The organism is Mesorhizobium sp. WSM4806, assembly GCF_055811635.1.
This window is the reverse complement of the sequence record NZ_JBVVQZ010000001.1, coordinates 131,542-148,910: the sequence shown is the minus strand read 5'-3', so window position 1 is coordinate 148,910 and position 17,369 is coordinate 131,542. Positions and strand designations below refer to the sequence as shown.

Genomic DNA, 17,369 nt, shown 5'->3' with positions numbered 1-17,369 from the left:
CTGGTCGTGTTGACATGCGCCATACCATAATCAGAAGACGAATTCGACGGATGTCAGCGGCCAGCAGCCGCGGGTCCATTCGATTGGTACGCCGCTGCGGTCCTCGTTGACAGCATTGATGCGGAATACTGGCGTTCCGGGCGTCAGCCGCAGGATTTCCGCTTCATCGGGGGATGCAAAGCCGCCACTGATGCGCGTCTCGGCCCGCCGGTAGTTGTCGATGCCATGCGCGCGGAAAACATCGGTCACCGACTGACGCACATCGTATCTCTGCTCGAAGTCGGGAAAGAGATGCGCCGGAAAGAACTTGGTATTGACGTAAACCGGCTGCTTGTCCGACGTTCTGATCCGGCACAGCCGGATAATGGTGGTGTCAGGTGCGACACGCAACCGTTCCGCCACGGCCGCTTCGGCCGGTTCCCGGAGAATAAGCAGCGTCCGGGTGCCGATTTCCTGGCCGTGGGCTTCGAAATTGTCGAGAAAGCGCTGTCCGTCGCGAACAGTGAATGTCGAGGGCAGGTTTCGCACGAAGATACCGACGCCCTTGCGGGCGGTGAGGTGGCCCTCATGCTGTAACTGCTGCAGCGCCCGGCGAAGCGTAATGCGGGTGACCGCGAGTTTCTCTGCCAGATGCGTTTCTCCGGGAAGCTGGCTGCCCGGCGCAAGACTGCCGCTCTCGATCAGATCGAAGATGTGATCGTAGATCTGCTGCCAGATCGGCGTATCGTTGCGTGGCCGAAAGACCAGCCCGTCAAAGGCCAGAAGGCGATTGCCATTGCGCTCGTGTGGTGTTGAAATTTTCGTGTCCAAGTTCATGAAACCTTATCCACCGGCGACCGCTGTGCAGACCATCGGTCTGTGCGGGAGAGCCCGGAGCTATAGACAATTTGTCCATGGACCATGGTGGCCACCACACGCGGATGCTCTGGATCGCCAGCATCGACCAGGATCAGATCCGCCCGGCGGCCGGCAACAAGCGAGCCGCGATCGTCGAGGCCGGCCACCCGGGCCGGGTTTGCCGAAACCAGATTCCAGATCGAGGGGAAGTCGCCGGCGTCTGGCGAAGACAGTCTGAAGGCCGCATGCAGAGGCGAAGGGTAGTGGTAATCGCTGGTCAGCACCGTGCAAAGTCCGGCCCTGACGGCCTCGGTGGCATTCAGCGCTCCATTATGGCTGCCGCCGCGCACGACGTTGGGCGCGCCGAGGATCACGTCCTCGCCCATTTGCCGCGCGGCCTTGGCTGTTTCGAACGTCAGCGGAAATTCCGAGGCCTTTGCGCCGAGGGCGCGAAAATACATGCGTTCCTCGGGAGACGCTTCGTCATGGGCAAGAAGCACATTGCCACTGGCCCGCGCAGTTGCGGCCAGCTTCCCGATCGCGATCTCAACCTCGGCGCGGCGGGACCAAATCTGGCCGAGCAACGTCATGTATTGCTCGCGGCTCAAGCCAGACCGCTCCGCCATCTGACCGATCTTGCGGGCAATCGTGCCGTTCAGCACCGACCCCGTCGTATGATCGTTGACGGCGATGATCGGCCGTGGCGAAAGCGAGAGCCATCGTACGACCTGCGCCATTTGATCAAGCGCGAAGGTCTCCCAGCGCAGATGCAGACGCGTATCGCAGCCAAGGCTATCGCGGAGATCGCAGACCGCGCCGATCAGCTGTTTGGCAGCGTCGAGCGAGCGAAGTCCAGGCTCCCACGACACCGTGACGCCGTGAAAGGCCGTGGTTACGCCATTGGCGACAAGCTGGCGGTCCGTATCTTTCAGCGCCAGCGCGGTGTCGAAGCGGACACCGGGCCGCGGCATGATCTGGCGCTCGAAGCCGTCGCCGTGAATATCGACGATCCCCGGAAGCACGAGCAGACCATCGGCATCGATTGTGGAGGCATGGGCCGCTCGCAGCTCTGACAGGGCGCCGCCGGTGACGCTCAGGTCCGCGGTTTCAAGTCCCCGTTCGGTAAGGATGCGACCACCCTGGATGTGCCAGTTCACTGTATCCCTCAAAAAAGCAAAGGCTGCCGGTGGCGCCGGCGAAATGTCACGAGCACGTCATCTGCTGCGTATACGGATTAGCCGGTAACAGTTTCCTGTCTATACAGCAAAGGAAAAAACGATGATCCGCAGCATCGCAACCGCACTCGCCCTGACGCTTGCCTCCGCCGTTCCAGTGTTTGCGGAGCCAGTGAAATTCGCGGTAACCGACATGGAGGGACTGGAGGCTCTTCAGCAGGAATTCGGTGCTTTCCAGACCGCTCTTGAGGAGGCGACCGGCCTGGATGTCGAGCTGTTTCCGGTCAGTTCGCGGACCACCGCCGCCGAGGCGATGAATTCCGGGCAGGTCGATCTTGTCCTGACCGGTCCTGCAGAATACGTCGTCATGAAGGAATTAAGCCAGCCGAAGATTGTTGTCGCCTGGCAGCGCCCCGACTATTTCGCTCAGATCGCCGTGCTGGCGAATGGACCGATCCGCTCGGTCGAAGACTTGAAGGGCAAGAAGGTCGCATTCGGCTCGGTCGGCTCGACCTCCCAGCACCTCGGCCCCGCGCAGGCGCTGGCCGATTTCAACCTGAAATATGCCACCGATTACGAACCAGTAATCATATCGCGCAACATCGCGGCTGAGGCTCTCATCCGCGGCGACATCGCCGCTATCGGCTTGAATTTCGGCTATCTCAACTCGGTCCGGGAAGCATTCCCCGGCGTTGCCTTCTCGGTCATCGCACGGGGCCGCGATCTGCCGAACGACATTCTTGTCGCCCGCAAGGACATTTCAGATGACGTGTTCGTCAAGATCCGCGATGCCTTTGCGAAGAATGGCAATGAGCTGATGAAAGCGATCCTGACCGGCGAGGACAACCAGAAATTCAAGGGCGGTTTCTTCCTGACTGATGTCAGGGACTCGGACTACGACTATGTCCGCTCGATGTACCGCACGATCGGAATCGAGACCCTCACCGACTTCGTAAACTGAGGCTCGCTCCTTTTCAGCGACAAGGCCGGCGGCTAACCGCCGTCTGTTTCGCAGTTCGGTCTGGGCCAAGAGGTCACTATGACAGCCATCATTCGGGCGCACGATCTTGCGAAGAGCTATGCGAACGGAAAGGTCATTTTCTCCAGTATCGGCCTCACCATAGCATCGCGCGAACGGGTTGCCCTGATTGGCTCGAACGGTGCTGGAAAATCCACCCTGCTCAAATGCCTCATTGGTCTTCTACCGTCGAGCGGTGGCGAGGTCGTCACCCTCGGCGAGAGCTTCCGCTCGGCGCCGTCCGTCGTCCAGCTGCGGCGCATACGCAGGCAGATCGGATTTGTCTTCCAGCACCACGGACTGGTCAGCCGCCAATCGGTTCTTACAAACGTTTTGCAGGGCAAGCTCGGGCTGCCCGGCGGCTGGCGCGGCTGGCACCATTCCATCGCAAAGCAACACTGGCGCGAGGAAGCAATGCAGGCCCTCGCCGAAGTGCGGCTTCTCGGCAAGGCGGGCGCCCGCGCCGACGCGCTTTCTGGAGGGCAGGCGCAGCGGGTGGCGATTGCCCGTGCGTTGATCCGGCGTCCGAAGCTTTTGATAGCAGACGAACCGGCGGCAAGTCTCGACCCGGCGGCTGGACATGATGTGATGCGCGTCTTCTCCGAGCTGACCCAGGAACAGGCGATCACTTTCGTCTATACCACGCACGACATGGAGCATGCTCTCGACTACTCCGACCGCTTGATAGCGCTCAAGGCGGGCAAGGTCTTCTTCGACCGACCGACGGCGCAGGTGACCCGCGCTGATCTGAAAGACGTCTTCGATGCATGACCGCCTTTCGCTGAGCCGGATTCCATCGATCTCGCCCGTCACTTTCAGCTTTGCCGTCGCTTTGGCCGCTCTCGTGATCGTTTCCGCCGGGCAGGTCGCACCTTCGCCGGAACAACTGGCAGGCGGGGTGCCCCGAATGGTCCATCTCGTCGGCCGCATGATACCCCCAAATGTCGAGCCAGGGTTCCTCCTGAGGGTTTTCTGGCGCATGGTCGAAACGTTTCAGATAGCGCTCGTGGGGACAGCAATAGGTGTCGTCCTCAGCTTGCCGTTTGCCTGGCTCTCGGCCAAGGACATAACCCCGATCGGCCCGTTCCGGCATATCTCCAGGATGCTGGTCTCGTTGTTCAGGACTGTTCCAGATTTGGTCTGGGCACTACTTTTCGTGTCAGCCGTTGGTCTCGGGGCGGTTGCCGGCACCATGACCATCGTCGTCGATACGATCGGCTTTTGCGGGCGCTTCTTCGCCGAGGCGATGGAGGATGCCGACGAAAGACCTCAGGAAGCGCTGTTTGCAATCGGCGCCGGACGATTCTCTGTTCTGTGCGGGGCAGTACTGCCTGACGCCATGCCGTCCCTGATAAACACCACGCTCTTCGCGCTTGAAAAGGCAGTGCGCTCGTCCGTTGTTCTCGGCCTCGTTGGAGCCGGTGGCATCGGACAGGAGCTGAAGGTCGCGTTCGATCTTTTCCAATACAGGAATGCCTCGACCATCATTCTCGTGATCTTCGCCATCGTGGTGTTGATGGAGTTCGTGACTGATCGCTTGCGCTCGAAGGTCCAGTAGTTGCAGGCTAGGCATGTGCGCCGCAAACGACAGGACGCAGCGATGGCGGAAGACGGCGGGTCGATCACCTACGGCACGAAGATAAGGAACAGATACGCGACAAACACGACGAGATGAACGAGCCCCGTCAGCATCGTTGTTCGGCCCGTCCCAAAGCTCACGATGCTGATGGCAAGGGCGAGGATGAGAAGCACGGTATCCCCCGGACCCAGACCAAGAGTCAGGCTTCGTCCGGTGAGCAGGCTCGCCGCACCGATCGCCGGGATTGTCAGGCCGATTGTGGCGCAGGCCGAGCCGAGGGCGACATTCAGCCCTCGCTGAAGTTCATTATTGAGTGCTGCCCGAACCGCCGATACCGCCTCCGGCATAAGCACAAGCGCAGCGACGAAGAAGCCCACGATGGCGTCCGCCTGGGTAATATGAAGAAACTCGAGCCCATTCTCGATGTTGCCGGCCACCTGTTCGGTCAGAAGAACGATCCCTGCCAGTCCGACAAATAAGAGGAGCACATTGGTGGTCACTCTCCCACCCTCAGATACATGCTTGTCATGTTCCGCGCTGGAGGTCAGGTCTTCGATAAAATCGCCCCGATGGCGCACCATCTGGGCAAAGACGAAGGCACCATAGAGGAGGATTGAAAGAACGCTCACGAAAGCGAGCTGCGAGGCGGAGAACGTACCGGGGCTTGTTGCAAGCGTGTAGTTTGGAAGGATCAGCGTAAGAACTGTCAGCGCCATAATGACGGCAAGCGAGGCGTTGGTGCCCTGACGTTTGATGTCCTGATATCGATGCTTCAGCCCACCCAGGGTGAGGCAGACCCCGACGACGCCAGCGCAAACGATCATGACCGTCGAAAACACAGATTCGCGTGCCAGCGTCGGGTTGTTCTCGCCGTGCAGCATCATCGAAACGATGACCGACGCTTCGATGGCCGTCACCGAAAATGTCAACAGCAGCGTGCCATATGGTTCACCGAGCCGCAGTGCGACGGCTTCTGCATGATGCAAAACCACAAACACTGTCGCGAAGATGAAGATAGCGACGACGATCAACGCCAGGATTTTGATCGAGAGCGGCGAATGCTCGATCGACGCGGCGCCGAAATGAATGAGTGCGGCCAGGCCCAAGGAGCCGATTGGGAACAGATATTGGCCGATCGATCGTCGATGAGCAGCCAAGACGGAATTCCTTCATCGCCATCGACGGTCGCAGATCGGGTGTTGGAGAAATTTACCGAAGCGCACTGTATCAGTCTACTTGCGGCTGCCGGCCCGTTCAATGGCCGCGTGGCCGATCGACCTGGCTTAACCAGCTTGCCGAACTCGATGCCGCATATGCGGATCACAATTAAGCCTTGAGTTTTTGCGCTTGGGGCAATAGCTAGGTGCTGCCAGGCCGGGCCCCTCTGGCAGTCCATCAGGACTGCGATGTCGGACTGGAATTCCAATCCGGGTGGCCTGGCTTTGAGTTTTCTTCAGCTGTAGCGGCATTTCTCTTGTCATACGCGGTGTCCGCGTTGCTCTACGGTTATACTCGCAAGCCGCGTCACCCCTAGCTGAACGCAAGGGTGCCGTATGACAGATTTTTTCAGTCCCGAAGCAATGACCGCTCTCATGCAGGTCATCATGATCGACCTGGTGCTGGCCGGCGACAATGCCATCGTTATCGGCCTTGCCGCGGCCGGACTACCCAAAGAGCAGCGCAGAAACGCAATTGTCGTTGGCATAATCGCAGCGGCCGTTCTGCGCATCGGCTTTGCGGCCGCGACAACCCAGCTCCTGCAGATCGTCGGGCTGCTGTTCGCCGGCGGTCTTTTGCTGTTGTGGGTCTGCTGGAAGATGTGGCGCGAACTCCGGCAAAACCATGCGCAGGAAGCACAGGCGATCGAAGCGCTTTCGGAAAGCGACGTCGACTACGATGGCGTCGTAGCTGGCAAGGCTCCGCGCAAGACCCTGGCCCAGGCAACCTGGCAGATCATCATCGCCGACGTCTCCATGTCACTCGACAATGTTCTGGCGGTAGCCGGTGCTGCGCGCGAACATCCGAACGTGCTGATCTTCGGCCTTGTCCTCTCCGTCGCGCTGATGGGCATCGCTGCAAACCTCATTGCCAATCTGCTTCAGAAGCACCGCTGGATCGCCTATGTCGGGCTGGTGGTCATCCTCTACGTAGCTGGCGACATGATCTATCGCGGTGCGCTTGAACTTCTGCCTCACGTTCCGGGCGCTTGAGACACAGAAAAAGGGCCGGGACGACCTTCGTTCCGGCCGATTTCTGCTTATCGCTCCGCTACGATTTAGAGCGCACTCACCCGATCCGGCGGTGAAAAGAATCCTCGTGCTCAGATCCGTGTGAATCGCGGCTTGGCCCCACGCAAACGACCAAATCGGAAGGCATCCGACACGGCTGAGCGGATCATGAGCATCTCGCCTATGGTTTCGTGTGTCATGAGCCCGACCAGCCGGTCGGAACTGTCCACGACGGCTACAGCAGGCACCTCTGCCTGCTGCATCAGCCGCAGGCTTTCCTCGAGACTTTTGCGGTAATGTATTTTCGGGATATCGTGCCGCATTGCGCTCGCGACCGGTGCGGCGGGTCCCTTTTCCTTCAATGTCCGGATCATGTCGTTGCGTGTCACCAATCCTTCAAGATGGCCAGCAGAGTCGACGACAGGGAATTCGTGCTGCGTCGTCGCGAGCAGCATCTCGATTGCCTGGTCGAGCGTCGCCGACCGTTCCAGCCGGGCGAACTCGGTGATCATCACATCCGCGACAAGGACGCTTGTGGCTACCTCCCGGATCTGTGCGTTTTGCGCTTCCGCTGCCGCGGCGAGATAGACGAAGATGCCGATGAAGATCAGTAGCGGATTGTAGAACAGCCCAACAAAACCGAAGACGAAGGCCAATCCTTGCCCGATCATGGCTGCGATCTGGGTTGCGCGCGACCACGACAGGCGGGCGGCGAGTGCGGCGCGCAGGATACGGCCGCCATCCATCGGGAAGGCTGGGATCATATTGAAGATGACCAGGAAGACATTGACCCCGGCAAGCCTGGCGAGAAAACTCATACGCGGATCCTCGATCCCGGCCATCTGTTCGACGCCCGCCGACCCGCCGAGCAGGACGAAGATCAGCGCGGCGATCGCGACATTGACCAGCGGCCCCGCGACCGCGATCACGAACTCCTGCCCCGGCTCTTCGGGCATGCGTTCGAGCCTGGCGACGCCGCCGATCGGGAAAAGCGTAATGTCCGGCGTGTTGATGCCGAAATACCGCGCAGCGGCGATGTGGCCGAACTCATGCAGGACCACGCAGGCAAAAACCGCAATGATGAAGGCAACGCCTTGCCAGGCCGCTGGCGTGCCGCCGATCTGATAGTGCGTCAGCCAGATCCAGACGAGCAGAAGCAGGAAGGTAAAGTGAACGCGCACGGTGGTGCCGGCGATCGTCCCGAGGTTCAGCGACCAACCCAAATCCGTCCACTCCGAGAGGCCCGACGTTCGCAAGAGGCCCCACCTTGGCAACAGGCCCCACCTTCGCAACAGGGTTTGGCAGGACGCTTGCAATCGTTCGAGAACATCAGGTGCTCAAGCTCATCGTGTGCGACTAAGGGCTGCCCGGCCGCGAGATGCCCGCCTCGGTGTCGCGCGGTCCCGTCGCAAGAACAGCTTATCACGACACGACATCCGGGTGAACGTCTCGGCGCGTGATCTGACGCGTCCGCGCCTGCACGATGATTTCGCCCTGCCGCGCTTTTTTCGGCGCTGAAGGACACGGTGCTTCGGATCGTTGTCATGGATGCTCCTGAACCTTTGCCGAAAAACATCGCAAATGCAGAAGTCTCCGGCGGGGCGCCGGCGTTAGCCGACGCACCGCGAAACAAGTGATGTTGACCTTGCGCCGACATGTCGCGGCGTTAGTCAGTGAGCAGTCTGCGAATGCTCGCCGCCCGGCTTCGAGATGTCGCTTAAAGCTTCTCCCGCTTCTGCCGCTTCGCCATTCGTCGCGAGATCGCCAAGCGAGATGATGCCGACGAGCCTCTTGTCGCGGTTCAGAACCGGGAGCCGACGTACCTGCAGGTCGCCCATGTTTTCAAGCACATGCTCGACGTCTTCGTCATCGAAGCAATATTTGACCTCCGGGCTCATGACATCACGCACCTTCGTGTCAGGTCCCTTGCCCAATGCTACGCCGCGGATCGCGATATCTCGATCGGTGATCATCCCGACCAGCCGGTCGTGGTCGCCCACGGGCATCCCTCCGGCGTCAAGCCTGCCCATCATCTCAGCCACTTCGCGGATCGACTGTTCGGGGTTAGCGACCTGTACATTCCTCGTCATGCAGTTGCCGACCTTCATGGCAATCTCCCTTAACTTGCGAAGCCCCGCCGCCGGTTCCGGTGTCAATCTAGGAAACGAACTCTTCGGCGGTAACGTTCCCTTGAATCTGAATGCCCCGCGGGAGGTTTTTCATCTGTCGCCGGCTCCCCCGATGTCGCGGCTCCAATGAGCCTCACGCTGTTGGAACCCTGACGGGCGATACGACGTTCCAGGAGATCGGCAGCCAACGGAGAAGTCGAATGCAGCCCTTAGCCGTAAATTCCACCAGCCGTCCCGGCGCGCTGACGATTACCCCGTTCAATGGAACCGTGACGGTCAGGTTCTCCGACGCGATCATTGTCTCGACAGAGCGGGCAAAAGTGCTCCATGAAGAGGGGCAAGATCCGGTCTTCTATATCCCCTTCGAGGATATCTATTTCGACCTTCTGGAGAAGACCAACACCACAACCCACTCCCCGCTGAAGGGCACGGCCAGTTACTGGCGGGTCCACGCGGTCGGCGGAGCGGCCGACGACTTCATGTGGGCCTACGAGACGCCCGACACGCCGGCATTGGCCATCGCCCGCCATGGCGCCTTCGATCCCAGCAAGGCGCGGATCGATGCCGATCCTGCCGAGGACAAGCGACATACGCCTCACATCCCCGAATAGAGCCTCGCATGAAGGTCGCACATCGGCCGATCACGCCACAGGCGACAATCCTCTCGTCATCAGGAGAATTCTTCGTCGAGGATCCGCAGTCCGTCTTCATATTTCGATGTCGACGCGCCAATCTGCTGTGCTTGCCATAAATTGTCGGCAAGATCGGCGCGCTTGACCGGCAGCGCCAATGGGTTGGCTGCTGCTCTGCGCACGAAAGCGAGGTCGTCCTCGTGCGGCCTGCGTGTCATCGCATCGACTGCCGACACGATGGAGGTTCCGAAACCTGCCGCCTCGAGCCGCTCGCGATCCCAATCGTCGCTTTTCTCCACAACGTCATGGAGGTAGGCAACGGCCTTCTGGTCGAGCGTTTCGACGGCATCAACGACCCGGCGGCAATGCTCGATATAGGGTCGTCCGGTCTTGTCCGTCTGCCCCGCATGAGCTTGTTCGGCGATTTTTGCCGCGCGGTAAAGGAAGCTCACTGCCTCGATCCTTGCTGGCCTGTGTGATGCTGCAACCGGCCTTGTTCCGGTCCACAACATGCCTCACCGAACGCGCGACGATTGCCTGAAGTTCCACAGAATGGGCAAGGCTCCGGCGCCGAAACATCTCCAGCGCCGCGAGGGCAGCCTTACAGCTTGCTGCCGCCCTGGTCGCGGGACGCTCCATCGACAATGCCGGAACTGGGCAGAATTCCAAAATCCTGCGACTTGGCACCTTGTGCCGCTGTCAAAAATCCGTCCGCGTGGAGACCGCGCCGCAGCAACTCCCTCACGGCCGCAGACCGGCTTGGCATGCGCCTTTCGAAGCGCCAGTTTTCCAAAGCAGCCAATTCCTCCGAGGTTAGCATGATCTGCAGTCGTTCGGGTCTTTCCAGCTCGGCCATTTCTGCCCTCCAGCCGCTCAAAGTTAGTATTTGTCTAAGAAGTAGGAAAAGCCTCGTCAGCCGTCAAGACCGGCTCATTGGCCATCGGCGTGAAAGGCTCACAGTTACTGTCAAGCGTCGATCGTGTAGCCTGAGCGGTATGCTAACTTGTTGATTTTGTGTGTTGTTTGATGGATTACGCTTGTCATTCGAGCTGCTATGGCACATGCTGATCTTGAGGGACAAACCGCTCCTGAAAGGAAGGGTTTTCCATGAGAGACGGTTATTCGGCCCATTTGTGTCACGACGTTGACCTGCAAGTTTGGGCAGCCGCCCGGGATAAGGGGATACTCAATGTCACTGCGGTGGCCGAGGCTGTGCGGCTGCGAAACCTCGCAGAAAACGTTGCGCTTGAAGACGTCGAATGCCTGGTGTTGCAAGCCGCCCAGTTCTACGGGGCGGCCATGGAATTCGACAGCCTGACCGTGTTTGAACCAGGTAACGTCGATCGGCACTCGCTTGGCTGCGATGCCCTGCCTGGAAGAGGCGACGTCGATGTTCTGGAGGACAGGGCTGTTTCGCCTTATTTTCGCCCGCCGGACCAAACGCAATAGGTCTGGCCGAACACAGTCGGTCGCGGGGAAGGGCTCAGCTTCACGAGCGCGGCGAAATTCCTTCAATCGGCCGCGATTTCGGCCAGTGATGTCTGGACGAAATGCAGCGGCGCCTCGAGCGTCCAGGTGATGCCTCGGGCGTGGAACTCCAGCCGCCCGCTGCCGCTGAGAGCCTGCGGCGCCACTCGCTCGAGCACGACCAGTCCGAAACCGCGCGCCCTGACAGCGTCCAGGATTGGCCCGTCCAACTCACGCCAGACCAGTCGAAAGGTCTCAGCGCCGTCGCCCGCAGGGACCACGTGCCAATCGATCTCGACGCGTCCGCCGTTGCACGACAGCGCTCCATGTTTTGCCGAATTGGTGGCGAGTTCGTGAAAGGCTATGCCGAGATACTGGACGGCGTTCGGCTGCAGTACCACCAGTGGCCCGGCCATCGACACGCGGGACTGCGCTGCGAAGGCCTTGAGCTGTGCCTGGATGAGCTCGCCGACCGTCGCGCCGCGCCATTCGGCATTGACCAGGAGATCATGGGATTCCGAAAGCGCCATGATGCGCTCTCGAACTTGCCCGAGGAAAGCCTCAGGTGTGCTCGTCAGCTTGCTTGTCTCGCGGATCATCGAGATGATGACCGAATACTGGTTCTTCACCCGATGGTTGACCTCGCGCATGAGCAGTCGGATGCGCCGTTCGTTCTCCTTGTGGGAACTGATGTCGCGCGCGATCTTGGAGGCGCCGACGACCCGCCCGATCCCGTCGCGGATCGGTGAGACGGTGAGCGAGACCGAAACGAGCGTGCCGTCCTTGCGCAGGCGCATCGTCTCATAGGAGGGGACGCGTTCGCCGGCGCGGATGCGGCTGATGATCGAGACTTCCTCGTCGAGACGGTCAGGCGGAATGAGCATCGTCACCGGCCGGCCGATCGCCTCGGCAGGCGTGTAGCCGAACAGGCGTTCTGCAGCATCGTTCCAGCTGGTGATGATGCCATTCATGTCCTTCGAGACGATGGCGTCCATCGACGACTCGACAATGGCGGCAAGACGCATGCGGGCTTCATCGCCCAGCGTCTGCGTGCGCAGGTCGAGCAGCGTGTTGATGGCACCGACTACATTGCCCGCTTCGTCGCGAAGCAGGCGTGGGTGAGCCCTGAATGGGACCAGTTCACCATCCGGCCGCTCCGCAATCGCCTGGTCCCAGGAGACATCCCGCCCTTCGCGCAGCGCCACGGCCATCGGACACTCGCCATGCGCCATATCCCGACCGTCCAGATGACGAAGCTTCCACGAGCCGCACCATAGGTCCCGACCGATAACAGGACGATGGCCCCAGAGCTCAGCTGCGGCTTCGTTGAAGAAGGTGATGTGTCCCTGCCCGTCGACGGTGTAGATGGCGACCGGCAGTGCCTGCATCAGATCGGCAGTGGGAATGCCCGGAACTCCGAGGCCGACATCGGCTTGTTCAACGAAGTTCACTTATGGCGCCATTCTCGTGGATTTCTGAGCGGCTATAATGCCCTTGAGCGGTTTCGGTTCCGTCCGGACAATCACGTGCGCCCCCTTTGCCCGCAGTCGCGGCGACATTCCTGGGCAAGGCATCAGGCCCACACAGGATCATCGCCAAATTGTCCGCCTAATCGTGTACTAAATGCGCCCGAGAAGGACCAGGATAATAACGATCAGCAGCACGAGACCGAGGCCACCGCCACCATAATAGCCGGTGCCGTAGAACGGTCCACCACCCAAACCGCTGAACCCGCCAAGCAAGATAAGAATCAAAATGATGATGAGTATGGTTCCGAGGCTCATGGTGGTTCTCCCATTCGTGCGCTGCCGCGCCGTACAAGGGCACGTCCATGCGCCTGTTGATGACGGTATGAACTCCCAGAGGGGGCTTCCTGTTCCACCGGAAGTAGCACCGCTGTCGCTCGTCTAGCGGGAAAAGCCGGTAGGCTGACGAGACAGCCCGCCGGCCGGGAGCCCGCGGGCGACAGGCTTTCTCAGCCTCGGACCGCCTGGAGGAACGGCGATCACAGCAAAAATGCCTGACGCAGTCGGAAGTTGCGGCGGTAGGCCAAAGAAGGCCACAGCCACTGGCGGTGCTCACAGTCGACGGCCGGATGATGCTTGGGACCTCCACGCCGCACGCTTCGCAGGGGACGTGAATACAATTCACCTTCCTTTGTTTGCCGGCCGGGTGCCACCGCCCTTCTTTTCGGGGTCATGAGTATGGTGGCTGTCGCGTTCGCCTCCGCCGCCTGAGATCTTGCTGCGGCTGCGCAGATCGGAATCGGCTGGCGGCTTTTCTATCACCAGCGGCTCCTTGGCGTTTTCGTGCGATGCGCCAGGACCGCCATGGCGAATACTGGCGCGGGTCTTCTTCGACGTGGACATGAAATCACCTAACGGTCCTGCTGGTGGCCTTGATGGGTCGTATTGACCTTCGTGTTGCCCTGCTGGCCCTGTTTGTCGGGATTTGGGGCGGAATGGCTGTGCTGCGTTTGGTCGACAGGAACCGACTTGTTATCGCCCGGACCCTTTGGGCTCTGGTTCTCTGCCGGAACGGGTGGTGGTTTTGTGCTCATGACCGTCTCCTTTCACTAGTCAAAACAAGCAGGCCCCCGGGAAGGTTCCTGATCCGAACCGGGCCAGGGGCAAACTGCTGACATTGTCAATTCCGGCCTTGTCGGCGCGTCGCAGCGCAATAATCTTCTGTTAGGGCGTGGGCACTTCCACCTGTTGAAAGGAGCCGACCATGAAACACCAAACACTCGACCAACTGCAGACAGTTGCGAAAGTTGAGCCCTCGGCGACATACCCGACCATGACTCGGGCGCAGCGGATCGAGCGTTGGGCAGAGCTTCTCGAACAAAATCCACGGCGTTGCCTCGGAGCCCTTTCAGGCACCGAATATCTCAGTCCTGAAGCTCGTGACGTAGCGCGTGGCGCGGGGTCGCCGATCACCGTTGCCTATGAGGATCCGGTGCTGCGCGCCATGGGTCTGAAAGATGATACCTACGGTGAGGCAAAGCGCTTCTTCGAGCTAAGTGACTGGCAGTTGCACAACATCGTCTGTCACTGTCACGTTGGTGCTACGATGCAAGCGCGATGGGCTGCCGCCAGAGTCCGCCGGACGATTACCGGGAACAGACTTCTGGCCTGGCTGAGGGCAAGGTTTGTGCATTGAGGCCAGCCCAGAACGGTGACGACAAGTCTTGATCGTTCTCGTTAGCGGCTGGCCGGCAAAAGGCTGGTGGCATCGCCGGCGCCGCAGTGTTGATCGAGCCGACGCCTTGCATTCAGGGCGGCCGGACGAAGGCTCATGGCCGGGTCCTTGTCGGGGGGGGGCAGGAAGCTCGATTCATGTGAACACGGCCCGCGCCCCTGATCCATGCCACCACCGATGCATCGTTGGCGGAATCTCGTCCCTGTGACATGCCCGCAATCGCGTCTGGGAACTTTTCTGGAGGCACATGGTTGGAATGTGCGGCTGAAAGAATCCGGGCCTGTGCCAAGGAGGTTCGCCATGAAGCTTCGCGAGTTGATGGACCAAGTGAAGGATCTGCCCCCGGATACCCTCGTCTGTGCCGCCGAGATTGACGAGGCCTTTGCGGCCAACATTGCCGGCATAGAAACGGTAGAAGGTGCCCGGATCGAAAGCCGGAAACCGGACGGCACCGAAGCTGTCGAACTCGCCAACGGGAACGACAGGGTTGTCGTAATCCGCTGGTGAACCGCTGGCTCATGCCGGAGCGGCCGCATGCTTGATCACTGAACGCTGGAGGCGTCGCAGGCCATGTTACCGGTATTGAATAAAAGACTTTGCGCCGGCCTGATCGCCGGAACTCTGATGCTCTCGGCCGGCGGCTTTGCTCCGCTCGCAGCTCAGGAAATCCCAAACGACTTCACGGCGATCGTGCGCGAGAAAATTCCAGCCGTGGTCGCAATAACGACCAAACAGATCATCCAGGACCAGGCGACGCTGGGCGACTTTCTTAGTCCTTTCGGCAGTCCCGGCCTCGGACCGGCGCAACCGCAGGTGCGAGAGGCCCTTGGTTCCGGCTTTGTGATCAGCCCCGAGGGGTACATCGTCACCAACAACCATGTCGTTGCCGATGCAAGCGAAATTCATGTCGTATTCTCCGACAAGGAGACGTTGCCTGCGCAGCTCGTCGGCCGCGATCCGGCAACCGACCTCGCGGTGCTGAAGATCGACCCGCGGTCCAATATGACAACGACCGCCTGGGGTGACTCCGATGCAGTACAACCCGGCGCATGGACGATCGCTATCGGCAGTCCGTTCGGGCTCGGTGGGACCGTTACCGTCGGCGTGCTTTCGGCCCGTTCGCGCGACATCAATGCCGGTCCTTACGACGATTTTCTCCAGACCGACGCCTCAATCAATCGCGGCAATTCCGGCGGCCCGCTGTTCAATGCGCGCGGTGAAGTGATCGGGGTCAATACGGCCATCGTATCTCCCACAGGTGGCAGCATAGGGATTGGCTTTGCGGTACCATCCCGCACCGCCCGGAACGTCGTCGACCAGTTGATCCGCACTGGCCGGATCGAGCGCGGTTTCATCGGGGTGCGTCTCCAGGAGATCACCCCGTCGATTGCCGAGGCGCTTGGAATACCCGGCAGCAAGGGAGCGCTGGTCGCCTCGGTCGAGCCCGGCAGTCCGGCAGAGCAGGCAGGCATACAGGCGGGAGACGTGATTACACGCTTTAACGGCAAGGACATCCAGAGCGTCCATGATCTGACGCTCGCGGCTGCGAGCCAAAAGCCGGGAACAAAAACGACGCTGACACGGAACCGCGGAGGCAGCCAACAGGAAATAGCTCTGACCATCGGACAACGCTACGATGAGGAGCAACAGACCAGCGCCGTTCCGAAGTCGGAAACGGCCGACACGCGTCTTGGATTGTCGCTCAGCCCAATCCCGGATGAGGCACGCCAGCAGCTCGGACTCCAGCCGGATACTACAGGCGTGTTCGTCCAGGAAGTGGCTCCAAACAGCCTCGCCGCCGAAAACGGCGTTCAGCCTGGCGATGTGATCGTCTCGGCCAACAACCGGGATGTGACACAGCCGTCGGACATCCAAGAGGAGTGGGCGAAATCCCGCCAGCTGAACAAGCCGATGTTGTTCCGCATCAGCAGGCAAGGGCAATCTCTTTTCGTTGCCGTGGCCACGGCCAAATCTTGACGGGCCAACTCTTGACGGGAACGCGTTAAGTTTGGCGAACGTAAACTTGGCCGAATAGATCACCCGCCTTCGCGAGAGGCGACCTTTAGGGACGGGAACAACAGCCGACCAAGGCCGTTTCGTCCAATGAGTCATTCAACCTGTTGAAAGGAGGCTTCGATGAGCGCCACCGGACTCGAAGTATTCGACAAGACGCTGCAGATAACAAACATCTGGCTCGATGAGATCATGACCGAGATTGGACCGGATCGGCAGGTCGCATGGCATGTGCTTGGAGCGGTGCTCCACGCCCTGCGAGACCGCATGCAGCCGGATCTTGCCGCCCACCTGGGCTCGCAGCTGCCGATCCTCGTGCGCGGCGCTTACTACGACCAATATCAGCCCTCCAAGACTCCCGAGAAGTTGCGGTCGCTCGACGAGTTCCTGGCCAAAATCAAGGCGGAGCTGGAATTCACCCGACCGGTCGATTCCAAGGATGCATTCAGGGTCGTATCCAAGGTGCTCGCTCACCATGTGGGAGAGGGGCAGATGATCAAGGTTTGGGAATCCTTGCCAGCAGAAATCAGGCGCGTCGCGGCAGCTCAACAAGCGGCGTGAAATAGCGCCAGATACAGTTGGTCTCGTTTCTTGGGGATATGGAAATGCCACTCACCCTTATCAGCCCTGCGTTCCCGGCGGGCGGGAAAATCCCTGAAAAATATACCCGCGATGGCCAGAACGTCTCACCACCGCTAAAATGGTCCGGTGTTCCGGACGGTACCAAGAGCTTTGTTCTTGTCGTGCAGGATCCCGACGCGCCGAGCGGGGTTTTCGGGCACTGGGCGGTGTTGAATATCCCGCCCGATGCCGGCGAACTTGCCGAGGCGCAAGACGGCAAGCCAGGCCCGTCGGCACTCAGGCAAGGCACCAACGATTTCGGCAATGCCTATTACGATGGCCCGCAGCCGCCGGTGGGACATGGCGTCCATCATTATCATTTCCGGCTGGCCGCGCTCGACGTGCCAAGCCTCAGTGTGCCGGGACAGGCGGGCGTGCAACTCGTCTGGAAGGAAGCCCAGAAGCATGCGCTGGAGCAGACCGAGTTGGTCGGAACCTACGCACGGTAACGCCGGCCCGTGCCGGTCGC

22 protein-coding genes are annotated in these 17,369 nt (G+C 60.3%); 11 read left to right on the top strand and 11 right to left on the bottom strand.

What is annotated here, in order from left to right; all coding sequences use genetic code 11:
• Positions 1 to 30 precede the first annotated feature (30 nt).
• Together phnF and AC0L2M_RS00670 are read right to left on the bottom strand one after the other, a co-directional pair.
• Positions 31 to 816, bottom strand: a complete 786-nt coding sequence (phnF, locus tag AC0L2M_RS00675; protein ID WP_473533759.1) for a phosphonate metabolism transcriptional regulator PhnF — start codon at positions 814 to 816, stop codon at positions 31 to 33.
• Positions 813 to 1,994: an alpha-D-ribose 1-methylphosphonate 5-triphosphate diphosphatase gene (locus tag AC0L2M_RS00670; protein WP_473533758.1), complete on the bottom strand. Its 1,182-nt coding sequence runs from the start codon at positions 1,992 to 1,994 to the stop codon at positions 813 to 815. Before AC0L2M_RS00670 ends, phnF begins: the two co-directional genes overlap by 4 nt.
• A 121-nt stretch (positions 1,995 to 2,115) precedes the next feature.
• On the opposite strand from AC0L2M_RS00670, the gene AC0L2M_RS00665 reads away from it, so the two are divergent.
• The 3 genes from AC0L2M_RS00665 (at position 2,116) to phnE (ending at position 4,588) form a co-directional block, all read left to right on the top strand.
• Positions 2,116 to 2,973, top strand: coding sequence for a PhnD/SsuA/transferrin family substrate-binding protein (locus AC0L2M_RS00665; protein ID WP_473533757.1), 858 nt, complete (start codon positions 2,116 to 2,118; stop codon positions 2,971 to 2,973).
• A 78-nt stretch (positions 2,974 to 3,051) separates the two neighbouring features.
• Positions 3,052 to 3,801 carry a phosphonate ABC transporter ATP-binding protein gene (locus AC0L2M_RS00660; protein ID WP_473533756.1) on the top strand — a complete coding sequence of 250 codons (750 nt, stop codon included), beginning with the start codon at positions 3,052 to 3,054 and terminating at the stop codon, positions 3,799 to 3,801.
• Entirely contained in the window at positions 3,794 to 4,588 is a 795-nt protein-coding gene (gene phnE, locus AC0L2M_RS00655; protein ID WP_287171988.1) for a phosphonate ABC transporter, permease protein PhnE, read from the top strand. Before AC0L2M_RS00660 ends, phnE begins: the two co-directional genes overlap by 8 nt.
• Positions 4,589 to 4,656: 68 nt before the next feature.
• On the opposite strand, the gene AC0L2M_RS00650 is transcribed toward phnE, so the two are convergent.
• Positions 4,657 to 5,766 carry a calcium:cation antiporter gene (locus tag AC0L2M_RS00650; protein WP_287217221.1) on the bottom strand — a complete coding sequence of 370 codons (1,110 nt, stop codon included), beginning with the start codon at positions 5,764 to 5,766 and terminating at the stop codon, positions 4,657 to 4,659.
• Between the two features lie 396 nt (positions 5,767 to 6,162).
• Between AC0L2M_RS00650 and AC0L2M_RS00645 the strand changes: the two genes are divergently transcribed.
• The gene (locus AC0L2M_RS00645) at positions 6,163 to 6,819 is read left to right on the top strand and encodes a TerC family protein (protein WP_128167821.1); all 657 of its coding nucleotides are present in this window, start codon (positions 6,163 to 6,165) and stop codon (positions 6,817 to 6,819) included.
• A gap of 110 nt (positions 6,820 to 6,929) precedes the next feature.
• Here AC0L2M_RS00645 and AC0L2M_RS00640 read toward each other — a convergent pair whose 3' ends face one another.
• Together AC0L2M_RS00640 and AC0L2M_RS00635 are read right to left on the bottom strand one after the other, a co-directional pair.
• Positions 6,930 to 8,060 carry a site-2 protease family protein gene (locus tag AC0L2M_RS00640; RefSeq protein ID WP_473533755.1) on the bottom strand — a complete coding sequence of 377 codons (1,131 nt, stop codon included), beginning with the start codon at positions 8,058 to 8,060 and terminating at the stop codon, positions 6,930 to 6,932.
• 447 nt (positions 8,061 to 8,507) lie between these two features.
• Entirely contained in the window at positions 8,508 to 8,945 is a 438-nt protein-coding gene (locus AC0L2M_RS00635; RefSeq protein WP_287138799.1) for a CBS domain-containing protein, read from the bottom strand.
• Between the two features lie 221 nt (positions 8,946 to 9,166).
• Here AC0L2M_RS00635 and AC0L2M_RS00630 point away from each other — a divergent pair, with 221 nt between their 5' ends.
• Entirely contained in the window at positions 9,167 to 9,577 is a 411-nt protein-coding gene (locus AC0L2M_RS00630; RefSeq protein WP_473533754.1) for a DUF427 domain-containing protein, read from the top strand.
• Positions 9,578 to 9,636: 59 nt separating this feature from the next.
• On the opposite strand, the gene AC0L2M_RS00625 is transcribed toward AC0L2M_RS00630, so the two are convergent.
• Together AC0L2M_RS00625 and AC0L2M_RS00620 are read right to left on the bottom strand one after the other, a co-directional pair.
• The gene (locus AC0L2M_RS00625) at positions 9,637 to 10,050 is read right to left on the bottom strand and encodes an HD domain-containing protein (protein WP_287244669.1); all 414 of its coding nucleotides are present in this window, start codon (positions 10,048 to 10,050) and stop codon (positions 9,637 to 9,639) included.
• A gap of 149 nt (positions 10,051 to 10,199) precedes the next feature.
• The gene (locus tag AC0L2M_RS00620; RefSeq protein WP_023799556.1) at positions 10,200 to 10,454 is read right to left on the bottom strand and encodes a hypothetical protein; all 255 of its coding nucleotides are present in this window, start codon (positions 10,452 to 10,454) and stop codon (positions 10,200 to 10,202) included.
• A gap of 251 nt (positions 10,455 to 10,705) precedes the next feature.
• Between AC0L2M_RS00620 and AC0L2M_RS00615 the strand changes: the two genes are divergently transcribed.
• A complete protein-coding gene (locus tag AC0L2M_RS00615; RefSeq protein ID WP_128167818.1) occupies positions 10,706 to 11,047 on the top strand; it encodes a hypothetical protein in 342 nt (113 codons plus the stop codon).
• 62 nt (positions 11,048 to 11,109) lie between these two features.
• On the opposite strand, the gene AC0L2M_RS00610 is transcribed toward AC0L2M_RS00615, so the two are convergent.
• From AC0L2M_RS00610 to AC0L2M_RS00595, 4 genes are all read right to left on the bottom strand, one after another.
• Positions 11,110 to 12,516 carry a PAS domain S-box protein gene (locus tag AC0L2M_RS00610; RefSeq protein WP_023799554.1) on the bottom strand — a complete coding sequence of 469 codons (1,407 nt, stop codon included), beginning with the start codon at positions 12,514 to 12,516 and terminating at the stop codon, positions 11,110 to 11,112.
• A 168-nt stretch (positions 12,517 to 12,684) separates the two neighbouring features.
• Complete coding sequence (locus tag AC0L2M_RS00605) at positions 12,685 to 12,849, bottom strand: DUF3309 family protein (RefSeq protein WP_023799553.1); 165 nt, start codon at positions 12,847 to 12,849, stop codon at positions 12,685 to 12,687.
• Positions 12,850 to 13,212: 363 nt separating this feature from the next.
• Entirely contained in the window at positions 13,213 to 13,434 is a 222-nt protein-coding gene (locus AC0L2M_RS00600; RefSeq protein WP_023799552.1) for a hypothetical protein, read from the bottom strand.
• An 8-nt stretch (positions 13,435 to 13,442) separates the two neighbouring features.
• The gene (locus AC0L2M_RS00595) at positions 13,443 to 13,625 is read right to left on the bottom strand and encodes a hypothetical protein (RefSeq protein ID WP_084646754.1); all 183 of its coding nucleotides are present in this window, start codon (positions 13,623 to 13,625) and stop codon (positions 13,443 to 13,445) included.
• 170 nt (positions 13,626 to 13,795) lie between these two features.
• Here AC0L2M_RS00595 and AC0L2M_RS00590 point away from each other — a divergent pair, with 170 nt between their 5' ends.
• The 5 genes from AC0L2M_RS00590 to AC0L2M_RS00570 all read left to right on the top strand — a co-directional run bounded on the left by AC0L2M_RS00590 (position 13,796) and on the right by AC0L2M_RS00570 (position 17,349).
• Positions 13,796 to 14,227, top strand: a complete 432-nt coding sequence (locus tag AC0L2M_RS00590; RefSeq protein ID WP_023799551.1) for a hypothetical protein — start codon at positions 13,796 to 13,798, stop codon at positions 14,225 to 14,227.
• A 339-nt stretch (positions 14,228 to 14,566) separates the two neighbouring features.
• Positions 14,567 to 14,773: a hypothetical protein gene (locus tag AC0L2M_RS00585; protein WP_023799550.1), complete on the top strand. Its 207-nt coding sequence runs from the start codon at positions 14,567 to 14,569 to the stop codon at positions 14,771 to 14,773.
• Between the two features lie 63 nt (positions 14,774 to 14,836).
• Entirely contained in the window at positions 14,837 to 16,243 is a 1,407-nt protein-coding gene (locus AC0L2M_RS00580; protein WP_128167816.1) for a Do family serine endopeptidase, read from the top strand.
• Positions 16,244 to 16,402: 159 nt separating this feature from the next.
• Positions 16,403 to 16,840 (top strand): DUF2267 domain-containing protein, encoded by a 438-nt coding sequence (locus AC0L2M_RS00575; RefSeq protein ID WP_287217212.1) that lies wholly within the window; start codon positions 16,403 to 16,405, stop codon positions 16,838 to 16,840.
• 44 nt (positions 16,841 to 16,884) lie between these two features.
• The gene (locus tag AC0L2M_RS00570; RefSeq protein ID WP_473533753.1) at positions 16,885 to 17,349 is read left to right on the top strand and encodes a YbhB/YbcL family Raf kinase inhibitor-like protein; all 465 of its coding nucleotides are present in this window, start codon (positions 16,885 to 16,887) and stop codon (positions 17,347 to 17,349) included.
• Positions 17,350 to 17,369 lie beyond the last annotated feature (20 nt).

Coding starts and splice junctions, on each gene's coding strand:
- phnF (WP_473533759.1), bottom strand. CDS start 816: ATGAACTTGGACACGAAAATTTCAACACCACACGAGCGCAATGGCAAT.
- AC0L2M_RS00595 (WP_084646754.1), bottom strand. CDS start 13,625: ATGAGCACAAAACCACCACCCGTTCCGGCAGAGAACCAGAGCCCAAAG.
- AC0L2M_RS00615 (WP_128167818.1), top strand. CDS start 10,706: ATGAGAGACGGTTATTCGGCCCATTTGTGTCACGACGTTGACCTGCAA.
- AC0L2M_RS00660 (WP_473533756.1), top strand. CDS start 3,052: ATGACAGCCATCATTCGGGCGCACGATCTTGCGAAGAGCTATGCGAAC.
- AC0L2M_RS00585 (WP_023799550.1), top strand. CDS start 14,567: ATGAAGCTTCGCGAGTTGATGGACCAAGTGAAGGATCTGCCCCCGGAT.
- AC0L2M_RS00600 (WP_023799552.1), bottom strand. CDS start 13,434: ATGTCCACGTCGAAGAAGACCCGCGCCAGTATTCGCCATGGCGGTCCT.
- AC0L2M_RS00605 (WP_023799553.1), bottom strand. CDS start 12,849: ATGAGCCTCGGAACCATACTCATCATCATTTTGATTCTTATCTTGCTT.
- AC0L2M_RS00580 (WP_128167816.1), top strand. CDS start 14,837: ATGTTACCGGTATTGAATAAAAGACTTTGCGCCGGCCTGATCGCCGGA.
- AC0L2M_RS00645 (WP_128167821.1), top strand. CDS start 6,163: ATGACAGATTTTTTCAGTCCCGAAGCAATGACCGCTCTCATGCAGGTC.
- AC0L2M_RS00570 (WP_473533753.1), top strand. CDS start 16,885: ATGCCACTCACCCTTATCAGCCCTGCGTTCCCGGCGGGCGGGAAAATC.
- AC0L2M_RS00590 (WP_023799551.1), top strand. CDS start 13,796: ATGAAACACCAAACACTCGACCAACTGCAGACAGTTGCGAAAGTTGAG.
- AC0L2M_RS00630 (WP_473533754.1), top strand. CDS start 9,167: ATGCAGCCCTTAGCCGTAAATTCCACCAGCCGTCCCGGCGCGCTGACG.
- phnE (WP_287171988.1), top strand. CDS start 3,794: ATGCATGACCGCCTTTCGCTGAGCCGGATTCCATCGATCTCGCCCGTC.
- AC0L2M_RS00575 (WP_287217212.1), top strand. CDS start 16,403: ATGAGCGCCACCGGACTCGAAGTATTCGACAAGACGCTGCAGATAACA.
- AC0L2M_RS00665 (WP_473533757.1), top strand. CDS start 2,116: ATGATCCGCAGCATCGCAACCGCACTCGCCCTGACGCTTGCCTCCGCC.
- AC0L2M_RS00635 (WP_287138799.1), bottom strand. CDS start 8,945: ATGAAGGTCGGCAACTGCATGACGAGGAATGTACAGGTCGCTAACCCC.
- AC0L2M_RS00620 (WP_023799556.1), bottom strand. CDS start 10,454: ATGGCCGAGCTGGAAAGACCCGAACGACTGCAGATCATGCTAACCTCG.